This window comes from uncultured Campylobacter sp., from assembly GCF_937949835.1.
Classification (GTDB): Bacteria; Campylobacterota; Campylobacteria; order Campylobacterales; family Campylobacteraceae; genus Campylobacter_B.
Genome location: NZ_CALEDC010000123.1, coordinates 1 through 15045, shown reverse-complemented (window position 1 = coordinate 15045; position 15045 = coordinate 1). Strand labels below are relative to the sequence as shown.

The window sequence follows — 15045 nt, the reverse complement described above, 5'->3', positions numbered from 1 at the left end:
TTGCGTTTGAGTTCACATCCGCGCCCGCATTCAAGCCCAAGTTCACATTTGGACTTGCGGACGACCACCCGCTTTTTAAATTCGCACTCGCGCTACGTATGTTTTTAAAATTTTCATCTGCACCGCGCGCGCCATTTAAAATTTTATCATTGTCCGCAGCATTAAAATTTGAGTCTAAATTTGCCGAGCAAGCCGCTGTTTTAGAATTTAAGATTAAAATTTCCCCGCGATCTGCTCCGCAGTTTGAGCCTGAATTTGTGCCGCTGTTTGCTTCATCGTTAAAGCTAGAATTTTTGACTAGGTCTGCGCCGAAATCCCTGCGAAAATTTACAGAGCGATCCGCGCCCGCGTTTAAATTTAATCCATCTGCTTCATTTTGCGCTGCGGGCTCCTCGTCAAAGAGATAAAACGGATGGTGCATTATTTTTAGTCGCAACCCGGCAAACTCCATGCAGAAGGGTTCATCGTACAGGTCGAACTCATTTTTAAACTCGGTAAGCGCTTCGTCGTTGTTCCCTAAAACCGCGAAGTAGGGTTTGCCGCTTTGTCGCAAAAGCCGCAGCGTCTCGATCGCGACGATGCCCTCTGCATGCACGAGCAGATCCGCTCCGCGCGCGAGCAGCCACTCTATGGCGCTTGCAGCGACCTTTGTTTCGCGATGAGAGTCTGAGATGACGCCTATTATCAATCGATCTCTTCTTTAAGCTTGCACTGCGGGCACTCGGCGAAGTTGCCTTTTTTCAGCTCTTTGCGGAGCATGTATGAGTTGCCGCACTGCGGGCACGCGCGCGCAATCGGCGCGTAGTTACTCACAAAGCCGCATTTAGGGTAGTTCGTGCAGCCGTAGAATTTGCCGCGTCTGGAGAAGCGCTCGACGATCTCGCCCGTGCCGCAGCTCGGGCACTTAACGCCGGTGGAGAGCAGCGGCTTTTTCTCCTTTGCCGCGCCCTCGATTTTGCGCGAGTATTTGCACTTCGGATAGCCCTCGCAAGCGATAAACTCGCCGTATCTGCCTTTACGCTTGATTAAATTTTTACCGCACTGCGGGCATTTTTCATCCAGTACTTCGGGCGCCGCCTTCTCCTCGCTCGCCTCCTCGGCGCTGGCGTCTGCGTTGCGCGAGTATTTGCACTTCGGATAGTTCGAGCAAGCGATAAACTCGCCAAATCTGCCCTGGCGCCTAAGTAGCTCGCCGCCGCAGTTCGGGCAGGTTTCGCCGATCTTTTCGGCTAGCTTTTGGCTTGCGATCGAGGTTTTTCCTTTGGCGATCTCGTCCATAAAAGGGTAGTAAAAATCCGCCAAAATTTGCTGCCAGTCTGCTTTGTTTTCGGCGATATCGTCGAGCTTTTCTTCCATTTTGGAGGTAAACTCGCTATCGACGATATTTTTAAAATTTTGCTCCAGCATCTCGGTGATCTTAAAGGCGATCTCGCTCGGCACCAGGTGCTTTTGCTCGATATTTACGTAGTTGCGCGCCGTAAGCAGCGAGATGGTAGGCGCATAGGTCGAGGGCCTGCCGATGCCTAGGCTTTCGAGCTTTTTGATGAGGCTTGCTTCCGAATAGCGCGCCGGCGGCTCGGTGAAATGCTGCTGCGAGCTTAGGCTTTGCAGGCTCATCACGTCACCCGCGCTAAGGCTCGGTAAAATTTTATCCTTATCCAGATCGCCGTAAGCCTTGTAAAATCCGTCAAATTCCACCTTGCGTCCGCTGATCTTAAACGCGCCCGCTTCGCCGCGCACGATGATCGTTTGGATCTGCGAGACGCTAGGGCTCATCTGCGAGGCTACGAAGCGGTTGTAGATGAGCGCGTAAAGGCGGTACTCGTCGCGAGGCAGTATTTTTTGCGCGAGCTCTGGAGTAAGCTTCAGATCGGTAGGCCTTATCGCTTCGTGCGCTTCCTGCGCGCCTTTACTTTTGGTGGCGTATAAATTCGGGCTTTTCGGCAGATATTTTTCGCCGAAGCGCTCGCCGATTAGCTCGCGAGCCGCCGCGATCGCTTCTTTAGCGATATTTAGCGAGTCGGTTCGCATGTATGTGATCGCGCCGCCGTTTTTGGTATTAACGCCCTCGTAAAGGCTCTGCGCGAGGCTCATCGTCTTGCGCGGATTAAAGCCCAGAGCCGTGCTCGCCGCCTGCTGTAGCGTCGAGGTCATAAACGGCGGGTAAGGGTTCGTCTTGCGCGATTTGCTCTCGATACTCTCTACGCTAAATCTGTCTTTTTGCAGCTCAGAGACGATCTCGCTAGCTTGCGCGGCGTTTTTGACCGAGAGCTTTTCCATCTTTTTACCGCGAAATTCCACGAGCTCGGCCTCCAAGTCCTTTTTAAAAACCGCGTCGATGCTGTGGAATTCTACCGGTTTAAAATTTAAAATTTCGCGTTCGCGATCGACGACGATCTTAAGCGCGGCGCTTTGGACGCGACCCGCGCTTAAGCCGCGCTGGATCTTTAAATTTAAAAGCGGGCTTAGTTTGTAGCCCACGATGCGATCGAGCAGGCGGCGCGCTTGTTGGGCGTTTACGCTTGCGATATTTAGCTTGCGCGGTGAGCTTAGCGCGTTTGAGATCGCGCTTTTGGTGATCTCGTGAAATACGATGCGCGGCAGCTCCTGTGCCTGCTTGCCGATCGAAGCGGCGATATGATAGGCGATCGCCTCGCCCTCGCGGTCCTCGTCCGTCGCGAGATAAATTTGATCCGCCTTTTTGGCGAGCGTCTTTATCTGCTTTACGATCTGATCGTGATCGGCGCTGATTTCGTATTCGGGCTCGAAGCTTTTATCTTTGATTTTGATGCCGAAGCGTTTTTTAGGAAGGTCGCGGATATGGCCTTTAGACGCGATTACGTCGTAATCGGCGCCTAAGAAATTTTTGATCGTTTTGGCTTTTGCGGGGGATTCTACGATGATTAAATTTTTCATTGCTTAATCCTTTAGAATTCTAGGCAGCGTGATGCCCTTTTGGCTTTGGTATTTGCCCTTTTTGTCGCAGTAGCTCACCTCGCACGGCTCGTCTCCTTGCAGAAACAAAACCTGCGCGATGCCTTCGTTCGCGTAAATTTTTGCAGGCAGCGGCGTGGTGTTGGAAATTTCAATCGTGATATGCCCTTCAAAGCCCGGCTCAAAGGGCGTTACGTTTACGATGATGCCGCAGCGCGCGTAGGTGCTTTTACCGAGGCAGATCGCAAGCACGTCGCGCGGCATTTTGAAGTATTCGATAGTGCGAGCTAGCGCGAAAGAATTCGGCGGCACGATGCAGACGTCGCCCTCAAAATCCACGACGTTTTTTGCGTCGAAATTTTTAGGATCGACGACCGTTCCGCCGACGTTTGTAAAAATTTTAAATTCGCGCGCTACGCGTATGTCGTATCCGTAGCTCGAAAGTCCGTAGCTAACGACGCCGCGACCGATATTTTCCTCGCAAAAGGGCGCTATCATATCGTGCTGCTGCGACATCTGTCTGATCCATTTATCGCTTTTCAGTCCCATAAAATTTCCTTAAAATAATCAAAATTTTTCGCGCATTATAGCAGCAAAATAAAATATAATAAAAATTTTATGCTAGAATTTTGCTTAAATTATAAAAATTTTATCACTTTTTAAGGAGCAACTATGGGACTACTCAAGAAATTTGCGTTTATTACGTTTTTTATCGCGTCATCTTTGGCTGCTGCGAAGCCAAATATTTATATTTTAGCTACCGGCGGCACTATCGCGGGAAGCAGCGCAAGCGCTACGGAGGGTAACTATACCGCAGGCTCAAAGGGCGTAGAAGATATCTTATCGGCAGTACCGCAGCTGGGGGATTTAGCTACGATTAAAAGCGAGCAAATTTCAAATATCGGCTCGCAGGAGATGAATGATGAAATTTGGCTCAAGCTCGCAAACCGCGTAAGCGAACTGCTTACTAAAAACGACGTCGATGGCGTCGTCATCGTGCACGGAACCGATACGATGGAGGAGACGGCGTATTTTTTAAGCCTGGTAGTAAAATCTAAAAAACCGATCGTTTTGGTGGGCGCGATGCGAAACGCCGATTCGATGAGCGCGGACGGCCCGCTAAATATCTATAATGCCGTAAGCGTTGCGGCAGATAAAAACGCTCGCGAAAAGGGCGCTCTTGTAGTGATGAACGACGAGATTCACGCCGCGCGCGAGGTTACGAAAACAAATACTACTAACGTTGCGGCTTTTGCCTCGCCGAATTCCGGCAAAATCGGCACCGTAAATTATGGCGTCGTAAATTTCTATATGGCGCCGCTTCGCAAACACACCGTCGTAAGCGAATTTAATATCAAGGATATCAAGGCCTTGCCGCGCGTCGATATCATCTATGGACACGCGCAAGATAGCGGCGATTTGGTCGATGTAGCGGTGCAAAAGGGCGCTAAGGGCATCGTAGTCGCCGGTATGGGAAACGGAAATTTGTACCCCGACACGGAGGTTGCGCTTGCAAAAGCTAGCGAAGCGGGCGTGATCGTCGTACGCTCAAGCCGCACGGGCAGCGGCTCAACTAGCGTTAGCTCGGAGGTGGACGACGTAAAACTTGGCTTTCTAACCGCAGATAATCTAAATCCGCAAAAGGCGCGTGTGCTGCTGATGTTAGCCCTTAGCAAAACGAGCGATAAAGCGAAAATTCAGAGCTTTTTTGCGACACATTAACACATAGGGCTTCGCGTGGATAGAATTTCGGCGCGAGGCTTTAAAATAATATTTCGGCATAAAATTTTAAAGAAAAGCAAGGCACGGAATTTTCGCGCTCGGGGCTTGGGCGTAGAATTTCGGTCGTAAAATTAAGCGCTAAATTTTAAAGGATTTAAAATCATCCTGCGCCCTTGCGTCAAAATTTCGCGCTTTGCCTGCGAAGTTCGAGCTTAAAATGAACGAGGTAAATTGCAGCCTATAAATCCTTAAAATCAGTCCGCAAATTCTGTCGTAAATTTCGCTTTGCACTTCTTAAAAGTCCCGCAAAAATCCATTTAAAGAAACAATTATAAAAATTTAGCTAAAATTTCGCAAATTTTTTCAGGAGAAATTTATGACAAAAGCAGAAATCAAAGAGTTAATGGACTTTTTCGGAGAAAAGCAAGGCATTAACGAGCTAAAAATTAAAGATAAAGATTTTGAGATCGAGATAAAAAAATATGGCCCATGCGGTGGGAGCACGCCTCAGCTCGCCGCACCGGCACCCGCTCCGCAGCTTGCTGCGCCTGCGGTAAACGTGCTCGTGGGCGATAAGCCCGCCTCAAAAGGCGCGATGGATACGATCGACAGCCCGATGGTGGGCACTTTTTATAAAGCGCCGAGCCCCGGTGCGGCAGAGTTCGTAAGCGTGGGCCAGGTCGTGCATAAGGGCGATACAATCGGCATAATAGAAGCGATGAAGATTATGAACGAGATCGAGGCGGAATTCGACTGCCGCATCAAAAAAGCCCTCGTCGAGGACGGACAGCCGGTCGAATATGCTATGGCGCTGTTTGAGGTCGAGAAGCTATGAGGGAGCTTAAAAAAATTCTAATCGCAAATCGTGGCGAGATCGCCCTGCGCGCGCTTCGCACGATCCAAGAGATGGGCAAGCAAGCCATCGTCGTGCACTCCACCGCCGATCAGGACGCGCTTTACGTCAAATACGCCGACGCGTCGGTTTGTATCGGCGGACCACGCAGTAGCGATAGTTATCTAAATATCCCCGCGATCATCACAGCCTGCGAGTTAACGGAAGCCGACGCGATATTTCCGGGATACGGCTTTTTGAGCGAAAGTCAAAATTTCGTAGAAATTTGCGCTAAGCACGGCATTAAATTTATCGGCCCGAGCGTCGAGGCAATGACTTTAATGAGCGATAAAAGTAAAGCAAAGCAAGTAATGATGCGCGCGGGCATCCCCGTAGTGCCGGGCAGCGACGGCGCGATCGCAAGCGTCGAAGAGGCGCGCAAACTAGCCGCCGAAATCGGCTATCCCGTCATCATCAAAGCCGCAGCCGGTGGCGGTGGGCGCGGAATGCGCGTGGTCGAGCGCGAAGAGGATATCGAAAAGCTCTTTTGGTCGGCAGAGAGCGAAGCAATGAGTGCATTCGGCGACGGCACGATGTATATGGAAAAATATATCACAAACCCGCGCCACATCGAGGTTCAGGTCTTAGGCGACGAGCACGGACACGTCGTGCATATCGGCGAGCGCGACTGCTCGATGCAGCGCCGCCATCAAAAGCTAATCGAAGAGAGCCCGGCCGTAATCTTAGATGAGCCGACGCGAAAAAGTCTGCACGAAACGGCGGTTCGCGCCGCTAAGGCGATCGGATACGCAAGCGCGGGAACGTTTGAGTTTTTATACGATAGCAAGGACAAGAAATTCTATTTCATCGAGATGAATACCCGCCTGCAGGTCGAACACACCGTAAGCGAGATGCGAAGCGGGCTCGATCTGATCGAGTGGATGATCCGTATCGCGCAGGGCGAGAAACTGCTTCCTCAAAGCGAGATAAAATTTAGCGGGCACGCGCTTGAGTGTCGCATCACCGCTGAGGACTCCAAAAGCTTTATGCCAAACCCGGGTAAAATCACAAAATACGTCGCTCCGGGCGGCAGAAACGTGCGTATGGACAGCCACGTCTATGAGGGCTACTCGGTGCCGCCTTACTACGACAGCATGATCGGCAAGCTCATCGTTTACGACAAGGATCGCGAGCGCGCGATCGCGAAGATGAAGGTCGCGCTAGATGAGCTCATCATCGGCGGCATAAAATCGACGCGCGATTTTCATCTTAGGATGATGAACAACCCCGATTTCGTGGATAATAACTACGACACAAATTACCTAGCCAAGCACTGAATTTAAAATTCCAAGGGATGATACTCTTGGAATTTTAAAATTTATTTGAAATTCTGTATTCAAGATTCCGTTTGAAATTTTATATTTAAAAATCTACTTGAAATTTTGTTTTAAAATTTTATCGCGCCACGCTTTAAAGTTTGCTATTAAATTTGCCGCTAAATCTAGGTGGTGAGGTGCGAGATACGCCATTGTTGCCGCTTATATATTTTACGGCGAGATTGACGGCGGGTTTGGTTTAAATTTTATATTCTGCGGCGGTTGAAATTTAGAATACGTGTCTTGCTACTGCAAATATTTGCTCTTGTCCATGCGGTTTGGCGCTGGTATGCGCCGCCACGGTATTTTACTTTCATACTTAGCGACCGAGTTAAATTTAGTATTACGCGCTCTATGATTTATTTCGGCGACCGGCTGCCGATGTACGCGAGTAAGCAGTATAAAATTTACCGCGCGCGCCGCTCGCGTCCGTTTGGCGTAAATTTTACCGCGCTCGTCGTTGCGAGCGTGAAGTAGTATCGAGCTGCAAATTTTAAACTATCTCGCCGCACGTGCTAGAGGTGGTCATCTGCTTCGCGGGCAAAGCGCGCTAGGTCTTTAACCGTCAAATTTCAAACCCCGAATTCCTCGTAAAATTTATTTAGATAATCGGCGTAGTAAAAGTTTTGATTTTTAGCGTCAAATTTGCCCGCCAGTTCCAAAGCCGTTTTGTAGTCGCTTTCATCGCCGAACGCGCTAACTGCGATGAAAAATCGCAGGTCGTTCAGATCGTCGTTGCTATCGAGTATGGCGTGCGAATGCTTACGCGCCAAGCTTAGTGCTGTTTCGTGCTCTCCCAGCCTAACAGCGATCTCGATTAGCGGTGCGATCTGATTTATGAAGCGAGGATCTGACTCGATCATTGCAGCGGCCTTTGGCAGCAAAGCCGTCGCTTCCTCTATCCTACCTAGTGCTACCATACTAAATAAGATCGGCGCGTAGGTTGTGTATGGTACTTTGATACAACCTAGCTCGCCCGAGATTATCGGCGTAGCTAACTCCAGTGCCGCCTCATACTCGCCCGCAAAATTTAAATACGTGATCTCGCTCGATGCCTCGCACGCCTCGCAGCCGTCCATATCGTCTTTGGCTAGCTTTTTCCACATCTTGTAGTTTGCTTTCGCCTCTTTAGACTCGCCCATGTCAATGTTTTGATTCGTCAAAGCCTTGTAATAGCGTGATAACGAGAGCCCTTCTATGCTCTCGTAGTAAAACAGCATCGTCTCGTTCATCTCGTCTATAAACTCTTTTTCTATCATAGAGCTTTTAGCGGCGTCTGGAGCTATCCATCTAAATTTCCATAGGCAGTCCACGAAGCAGACAAAATTCGAATATTCCTTCTTTTCCAAATTTTTTGCGATATAATCTGTGAGCCACATTAGCGCCTTCATTCTTAAAAACGCACCGAATTTTTCAATTTCATCATTCACTATAAAATCACAAATTTGAGTGGCAAATGCAAAATTTTTCGCTCTTATGGCGTCTCTTATTGCGCTATTGAGACATTCCTCTTTATCTGCCATACTTTTAAGCCCATTTAGCTCTTCATAAAGCCCCTCTAGCGAGCCCTGTTCCATCCTTGCTCCTCGTTAAATTTTGCGATAATTATATCCGTTTAATCTGAAGCTAAGCGGCTCATCGCGATTTTAAAGCCCAAAAGGCAAAATGAAATTTAAGCGCTATTTTTAAAACAGTTCTGTTCGCGTGCTATTTCAGCGCCCTATTTGCCGCCGCGATAAGTAAATTTCAGCTTTGTTATATAAATTTAATATTAAAATGCCGTATTCATAAATTTTTTAAGAAAAGGGGAATTTATGGACATAAACATACAGCGCCTTAAAAGCGAGTTCGAGCAGATAAGCCGCTTCGGGGCTTTGGCGGGCGGCGGGCTTACGCGGCTTGCATTTTCGCGCGAGGACAAAGAGGCGCGCGACTTCCTCATATCGCTACTTCAAAAAGAAAATTTCAAGATCAAAATCGACGATGCGGGCAATATTTTCGCTAAATTTATTGACGTTAAAAATCCCGATCTGCCGTCCGTCAGCGCTGGCTCGCATATCGATAGCGTACCGCAGGGCGGCTTTTACGACGGCACGCTAGGCGTCATGGCGGCCTTAGAGGCAATCCGCGCGGTGCGAGATAGCGGCGAAAAGCTTGCGCGACCGCTAGAGCTCATCGTCTTTGTTTGCGAGGAATCAAGCCGCTTTAAAATGGCTACCGTAGGCAGCAAGATAATTAGCGGCAAGCTCTCGCGGCAGCGGCTGGGCGAGCTAAAGGATAAAGACGGAATTTCGCTGTTTGATGCGATGCAGAGTTTCGGGCTAAATCCCGCAAATTTAAAAAGCTGCATCCTGCCGAAGTCCAGCTTTCATAGCTATATTGAGCTTCATATCGAGCAAGGGCCGGTATTGCAGAGGCGGGGTATCCCAGTAGGCATCGTCACGGGTATCGCCGCGCCCGTGCGATACGAGCTGCGGATCGAGGGCAGAGCCGATCACAGCGGCGCTACGCCGATGGATATGCGCTGCGACGCCCTAGCTTGCGCTAGTGAGATCGTTTTAAGCGCGGAGAGGATCGCCAAGGAGGGCAAAACCACGGTCGCGACGACGGGCTATGCAAACGCGCTACCCGGCGTGCTAAACGTGATCCCGGGCTCCTGCACGCTAGGTCTTGACATACGCGATATAGACGAGGAAGCGCTTAGGGCGGCGGATGATCAAATTTGCGCCGCGATAGATGAAATTTGCGCTCGCAGAGGGTGCAAATTTGAACTAAAAAATCTCATCAAGGATCGCCCCGTAAAGCTAAGCGAGGAGATGATAGATCTTCTTGAGAGCTGTGCCGGCGAGCTTAAAATTCCAAGCCTAAGGCTTCCTAGCGGCGCGGGACATGACGCGATGAATATGACGGAGCTTGCGGATCGCGTGGGGATGCTTTTCGTGCCGTGCAAGGACGGCATCAGCCACAACGTAAATGAAAGCATAAACTGGCACGACGCGTTTGCCGCTACGAAGGTTTTGGCCGCGGCGATGTTAAGCTTAGCTAAAAAATAAAGGAGAAAAGATGGATGCTATCGCACAAAAAGTAGAGGCGCTAAAAAGCGAGATGATAGGGGATCGCAGGTTTTTTCACTCGCATCCCGAGACGGGCTGGTTTACCTTTTTTACGACCGCGGTTATCGCAGATCGTATGCAGCGCCTGGGCTATGAGATAAAGCTCGGTCGCGAGGTGGTAAAGGCTGAAGCCAGACAGGGTGTAGGCAGTAAGGACGCCTGCGAGAAGGCGAAGCAGCGCGCCAAAGAGCTGCTAAACGCAGATCAGATAAAATTTCTTGATGCGATGGAGGATGGGCTAACGGGTCTCGTAGCCGAAATAGACACGGGGCGCGCGGGCAAGACGGTCGCTTTTAGATTTGACATAGACGGCGTGGACGTGACCGAGAGCACGGACGCGGACCACCGCCCTTTTAAGGAGGGCTTTCGCTCCGATATTAGCGGCATCACGCACGCGTGCGGGCACGATGGGCATATCACGATGGGGCTTGCTTTAGCGAAGCTCATCGCGCAGAGCCTAGACGATTTTAGCGGTAAATTTAGATTTATCTTCCAAACCGCCGAGGAGGGCACCAGAGGCGCCGTAGGTATGGAAGCTGCGGGCGTCACCAAGGGCGTGGATTATCTGCTGGGCGGTCATATCGGCTTTCAGGCTACTACCATGAGAGGCATCATCTGCGGTACCAAAAAGCTGCTCGCGACCACTAAATTTGACGTAAATTTAAAGGGTAAGTCCGCTCACGCAGCGGGCGCACCGCAAAACGGAGCCAATGCTCTGCTCGCCGCAGCCGAGATGGCGCTTGATATGCACGGCATAACCAGGCACGCAGACGGCGTCACGCGTATCAACGTCGGCGTGCTGCGCGCGGGCGAAGGGCGCAACGTCATAGCGCCCAACGGCTATCTCGCGTGCGAGACGCGCGGCGAGAGCACGGAGCTAAATGAGTTTATGAAGGCCAAATGCATGGACATAGTGGAGGGCGTTTCTAAAATTTACGGCGTCAGCTACGACGTGCAGGTTACGGGCGGCACCGCGGGCGGCGATAGCGACGAGGATAGCACGCAGCTTTACGAAGATGCGGCGAAGGCGTCGCCGTTTATCGACGATGATAAAATCGTAAGGGAGTTAAATTTCGGCGCATGCGAGGACTTCGCGCATTTTATGCGCTCGGTGCAAGATGCGGGCGGCAAAAGCGGATATCTGATGATCGGCACGACGCTTGCGGCGGGACATCACAACGCCAAATTTGACTTCGACGAGGACTCGCTGCTTGCGGGAGTGGACGTGTATCTGCGCTGCGCGTATAAGCTAAACGGCAAAGCTTAAGGAAGGCGGCATGAAAAGAGCACTACTTCTAAGCGCTTCTAGTTACAAAGACAGCGGCTATCTGAACCACTGCAAGGGGTGGATCAAGGAATTTTTAGGAGGTCTTTGGGAGGATGAAATTTTATTCATTCCGTTTGCGGGCGTTAGGCGCACGAACGAGCAATACGAGCAGAAGGTCGCGGACTGCTTGGAGAGTAACAATATCAGATCGATCCATCGATTCGCCGATATGAAAGCTGCCGTTAAAAATGCCAAATCGATCTGCATCGGCGGCGGCAATACCTTCGTGCTGCTAAACGAGCTTTATAAATTTGATCTTTTAGGCGCGATCAAAGACGCCGTGGACGGCGGCACGCCGTATTTCGGCTGGTCTGCGGGCGCAAACGTCGCGGGCAAGACGATGATGACCACCAACGACATGCCGATCGTCTTCCCGCCTTCGCCGGTAGCTCTTGGGATTTTTCCGCACCAGATCAACCCGCACTTTATAAGCGGTAAAATTTCAAACCACAACGGCGAGAGCAGGGAGGAGCGGCTGGAGGAGTTTTTGATCGTCAATCAAAATGACAGCGTCTATGCTATGCCCGAGGGTAGCGCGTTTTTGATAAACGGAAACGAGTGTGAGGTGATGGGGCATGCGGACGTGCTAAAATTCGAGTATAAAAAAGAGATCTCGCGCATCGCCGTGGGAAGTAAATTTAAAATTTAAAAGGAGTTATCGTGCAGACGTTTAGGCTATTTTTGGCGCTTGCGGGTATCGTCGCAGTCGTCGCTTTACTGATCATGAAGAAGGATACTAAAACCGTGCTTATCGGCGTGGGTTTGGTGCTGTGCGTGCTTTGTCTAAAGCCGCTGGACGGGCTGGGCGCCTTTACCTCGTATATGACTAAAGCAGGTCTTATTAAGGCGATATGCGCCAGCATGGGTTTTGCCTTCGTGATGAAATTTACCGGCTGCGACCGCGCGCTCGTAAATTTACTCACTAGACCCCTCGGCAATATCGGATTTTTATTGATCCCTATCGTCGTGGCGCTTACATATTTTATCAATATCGCTATCCCTTCCGCTGCGGGCTGCTCGGCTGCGGTCGGCGCTACGCTGATCCCCGTGATGATGGCTGCGGGCGTTAAGCCTGAGATGGCGGGAGCTGCGGTATTTGCGGGCACTTTCGGCGGCGTTTTGAGCCCGGGCTCGGCGCATAACGTATTCGTAGCCGATATGGTAAAGGCGCACAACCCATCTTACACGGTTCAAGACGTCATCGCCGTGCAGTTTTCCAGCGCGATTACCGCTTTGATCGTGGTTTTGATCGTAATGAGTATAACGGCGATAGTTTGCAAAGACTACACCAAGGGGGTGAATTATCTCGCACAAAAGGAGGGCGGCGTAAATTCCGTTGCGTCAAATTCCGCCGACGGTTCAAATTTAGACGCGCAGCCTCAAAAGATAAACGTCTTATACGCGCTTATGCCGTTAGTGCCGCTAGTGATCTTGGTAATCGGCGGCACGAGTCTAAATCAGGTCTCTTTCCTAAAATGGACGAAGATGGGCGTTGCCGAGGCGATGCTACTGGGCGCTATCCTCACCATCGCCGTTACTCTAACCGATCCTCAAAAAATTACGAAGGAATTTTTCAAAGGCATGGGTAGCGCGTATGCCGAGATCATAGGTATCATCATCGCTGCGGGCGTCTTCGTCGCGGGGCTTAGCGCGTGCGGCGCGATCGATTTCGTAATCGAGTGGCTTAAGAACGAGCAGGGCTACGTAAAATTCGGCGGAACCTTCGTGCCGTTTTTTATGGGCGTCGTAACGGGCTCGGGAGACGCGGCGTCGATGGCGTTTAACACCGCCGTGACCGTGCACGCCGACGCGCTGGGTTTTGAGCAAGATAAGCTCGGTATGGCGGTTGCGATAAGCGGCGCGCTAGGCAGGAGCGCATCGCCGATTGCGGGCGCTTGTATCGTTTGCGCGGGACTTGCAATGGTAAGTCCTATTCAGATCGCTAAAAGAACGGCTCTAGGGATGTTTATATCCGTCTGCGTCATCGCATTTGTCATTTTATAAAAGGCTCATTTGTGGATATCGTGCAGAGGTTTTTAAACTACACTAAGATCAACACCACCACGAATAGAGCCGCGGGTGCTGCGGGCATAATGCCCTCAAACCCCAAGGAGCTCGAGCTGGCGGGTTTCATAAAAAACGAGCTCGAAGCTCTGGGCATAAAAAATATCAGCCTTAGAGAGAAGTCGATTTTGATCGCTAAAATTCCTTCAAATTTAGACGCGCCCGCTCCGAGCGTGGCGTTTTTTGCCCACCTCGATACCAGCGCCGAGCAGAGCGGCGACACCAAGGCGCAGATCGTAAGATACGAAGGCGGCGATATCTGCCTGAATAAAGAGCTAGAGATCTATCTTAAAGAGAGCGAAAATGAGGAGCTGCAAGATTATAAAGGAGATGAGATCATCGTAACGGACGGCACCAGCTTGCTAGGCGCCGACGATAAGGCGGCGATCGCTGCGATCGTAAATGCGCTGGAATTTTTCGTCCAAAATCCGCAGATCAAGCACGGCGAGATAATCGCTTGCTTCGTGCCGGACGAGGAGCAGGGCTTGCGGGGCGCAAAGGCGCTGGACGTAAGCGAGGTAGGCGCGGATTTTGGCTACTGCCTTGATTGCTGCGGCATCGGCGAGTTTATCTACGAGAATTGGAACGCGGGCGATTGCGTCGTTACCTTCAAAGGCCAGTCCGCTCATCCGATGAACGCCAAGGGCAAGCTCGTAAATTCCTTGCTTTTGGCGCATAAGTTTATCTCGCTGCTGCCTGCGGGCGAGGCGCCCGAATACACCGATGGCAAGGAGGGCTATTTTTGGGTCAAGGAGCTTAGCGGCAACAGCGCAAAGACAGTCCTAAAGATCGACGTGAGGGAATTTGACGAGAAAAGATATGAGCAGCGTATGGAATTTTTGCAAAAGACGGCGGACGGGCTTCGCGCGATCTGGGGCGATCGGATCGAAATTTCGCTAAACGATCGCTATAAAAACGTCTATAACTTTTTGAAAAACGACGATGCGCCAGCAATTCGCTTTGCGAAACAGGCTTTTAAAAGCCTAAATATTGAGCCCAAGACCAAGCCTATGCGAGGCGGCTACGACGGCGCCGTCATCTCCGCAAAGGGGCTGCCGTGCCCGAACCTCTTTACCGGCGGGCATAATTTCCACTCGATCTACGAATACCTGCCCGTAGGCTCTTTAAAAGCGGCGAGCGAGGTGGTTAAGCAGATCATAACGCTAGCAGCGGCGCGAGCTTAGCTCGGGCGCTTTCTACTCCACGCGTAGATTTGGCTTTAAATTTAATTCGTTCATTCCGCCGTGAAATTTTACCTGCTCGGCGGAATTTTATCTAACGGACGGAATTTTGCCGAGCAAGGCGGAATTTTGTTTTACTAAGCGGAATTTCACGCGGCTATGAAATTTTGCTCTGCTCTGCTGAGCGCGCGGCTTGGCGAGATCAAAAAGGCGCGTTGTAAAAATTTTACTGCGTCCTGTGCTTTACAGCCCGCTTATTGTCGCGTCTTTAATGCTATTCACAGACGGTGCGACCGCGCATTTTTTGCAGCCTGCGCGACAAGCTGCGGCAAATTTTATATTTCGACGATTTAGATGGCTAGCAGACACGCGCCGTATTGACCGGCAAAATTTTATCCCCGCAGCCGGCAGAGCGGACGTTTTTAGTGCAAGCGAGATCTGTTTTTCGGGGCGACACAGCGTCGTAAACGGGTCTTAAAAATGGCGCGGAATTTCT

General features: G+C 50.7%; 13 protein-coding genes. 9 read left to right on the top strand and 4 right to left on the bottom strand.

The genetic code is table 11. The features are described 5' to 3' along the window. The 3 genes from Q0256_RS02725 to dcd form a co-directional block, all read right to left on the bottom strand. Positions 1-688, bottom strand: a 688-nt coding sequence (locus tag Q0256_RS02725; RefSeq protein WP_297959824.1) for a metallophosphoesterase family protein, incomplete at its 3' end; no start/stop codon positions are given. After that, positions 685-2916 (bottom strand): type I DNA topoisomerase, encoded by a 2232-nt coding sequence (gene topA, locus Q0256_RS02720; RefSeq protein WP_297959822.1) that lies wholly within the window; start codon positions 2914-2916, stop codon positions 685-687. The genes Q0256_RS02725 and topA, both read right to left, overlap by 4 nt. 3 nt (positions 2917-2919) lie before the next feature. Next, on the bottom strand, positions 2920-3483 hold the full coding sequence (gene dcd, locus Q0256_RS02715; RefSeq protein WP_005871523.1) for a dCTP deaminase: 564 nt from the start codon (positions 3481-3483) through the stop codon (positions 2920-2922). A 174-nt stretch (positions 3484-3657) separates the two neighbouring features. Between dcd and Q0256_RS02710 the strand changes: the two genes are divergently transcribed. The 4 genes from Q0256_RS02710 (at position 3658) to Q0256_RS02695 (ending at position 7341) form a co-directional block, all read left to right on the top strand. Further along, positions 3658-4656, top strand: coding sequence for an asparaginase (locus Q0256_RS02710; RefSeq protein ID WP_297959826.1), 999 nt, complete (start codon positions 3658-3660; stop codon positions 4654-4656). A gap of 376 nt (positions 4657-5032) precedes the next feature. After that, positions 5033-5491 (top strand): acetyl-CoA carboxylase biotin carboxyl carrier protein, encoded by a 459-nt coding sequence (accB, locus tag Q0256_RS02705; protein ID WP_291938704.1) that lies wholly within the window; start codon positions 5033-5035, stop codon positions 5489-5491. Next, positions 5488-6825: an acetyl-CoA carboxylase biotin carboxylase subunit gene (locus Q0256_RS02700; protein ID WP_297881838.1), complete on the top strand. Its 1338-nt coding sequence runs from the start codon at positions 5488-5490 to the stop codon at positions 6823-6825. Before accB ends, Q0256_RS02700 begins: the two co-directional genes overlap by 4 nt. Positions 6826-7218: 393 nt before the next feature. After that, on the top strand, positions 7219-7341 hold the full coding sequence (locus Q0256_RS02695) for a hypothetical protein (protein ID WP_297959820.1): 123 nt from the start codon (positions 7219-7221) through the stop codon (positions 7339-7341). Positions 7342-7436: 95 nt separating this feature from the next. Here the strand turns inward: Q0256_RS02695 and Q0256_RS02690 are convergent, their stop codons facing one another. After that, on the bottom strand, positions 7437-8441 hold the full coding sequence (locus tag Q0256_RS02690; RefSeq protein ID WP_297959818.1) for a hypothetical protein: 1005 nt from the start codon (positions 8439-8441) through the stop codon (positions 7437-7439). 237 nt (positions 8442-8678) lie between these two features. On the opposite strand from Q0256_RS02690, the gene Q0256_RS02685 reads away from it, so the two are divergent. From Q0256_RS02685 to pepT, 5 genes are read left to right on the top strand one after another with little or no spacing between them, the layout of a single operon-like run. Continuing rightward, entirely contained in the window at positions 8679-9917 is a 1239-nt protein-coding gene (locus Q0256_RS02685; protein WP_297959816.1) for a M20 family metallo-hydrolase, read from the top strand. Between the two features lie 10 nt (positions 9918-9927). Then, positions 9928-11244, top strand: a complete 1317-nt coding sequence (locus Q0256_RS02680) for an amidohydrolase (RefSeq protein WP_297959814.1) — start codon at positions 9928-9930, stop codon at positions 11242-11244. 10 nt (positions 11245-11254) lie between these two features. Then, positions 11255-11953, top strand: coding sequence for a dipeptidase PepE (pepE, locus tag Q0256_RS02675; RefSeq protein WP_297959812.1), 699 nt, complete (start codon positions 11255-11257; stop codon positions 11951-11953). A gap of 11 nt (positions 11954-11964) precedes the next feature. Beyond that, positions 11965-13308, top strand: a complete 1344-nt coding sequence (gene dcuC, locus Q0256_RS02670) for a C4-dicarboxylate transporter DcuC (RefSeq protein WP_297959810.1) — start codon at positions 11965-11967, stop codon at positions 13306-13308. An 11-nt stretch (positions 13309-13319) separates the two neighbouring features. Continuing rightward, a complete protein-coding gene (gene pepT, locus Q0256_RS02665; RefSeq protein ID WP_297959808.1) occupies positions 13320-14552 on the top strand; it encodes a peptidase T in 1233 nt (410 codons plus the stop codon). The last annotated feature ends 493 nt before the right edge of the window (positions 14553-15045 follow it).